This is a genomic window from Faecalibacterium sp. An192 (assembly GCF_002160175.1).
Lineage (GTDB): Bacteria > Bacillota > Clostridia > Oscillospirales > Ruminococcaceae > Faecalibacterium.
Genome location: NZ_NFKB01000158.1, coordinates 1 through 589 on the forward strand (window position 1 = coordinate 1; position 589 = coordinate 589).

1 pseudogene is annotated in these 589 nt (G+C 48.0%); it reads right to left on the reverse strand.

The window, feature by feature from the left end:
• Positions 1–214, reverse strand: a pseudogene (locus tag B5F27_RS17375) (IS3 family transposase); the annotation flags it as partial.
• Positions 215–589: the final 375 nt, after the last annotated feature.

The following is a 589-nucleotide window of genomic DNA, read 5'->3' on the forward strand; positions in this document are numbered from 1 at the left end:
CCACAATGCTGTTGTCGTATAAATCCCGGATCATGGACAGGTACAGGACACCTTGTTCTGTATGGATATAAGAGATATCTGTGACCCATTTGCTGTTAGGTCTTTCTGTATGAAAGTCCCGATTCAGTAGATTCTCGTATCTGTGAATCTGCTGCCCCAGCTGCTTCCACTGCCTGCGCCTGCGGATTTCAGACAGCAAACCGTTGGTTTTCATAATCCTGAGAATCGTTTTGGGATTCCTGTAACAACCGTTTTTGTCCAGCCACAGATGCATCCGGCGATAGCCATATGTATTTTTGCACCTCTTCTGCTGCCGGGCGATCTGGTCTATAATCGGCTGATTTGGGTTCGGACGGTTCAGATTGTGGGTATAGGCGTAGTACCCACTCCGGGAAACGCCAAAGAACTTGCACATCCTGCAAACCGGATACTTCTCTCCATGACGATAGATTACCGCATATTTTGCTCTAGCTCTCACTTCCTTTCTGTGGACCGCAGAAAATCCCGCAGCAGCTCATTCTCCATTTTCAGGCGTTCGATCTCATATTTGTATTCTGCAATGCTTGGCTCCCGGACTTCGCCTTTCCTG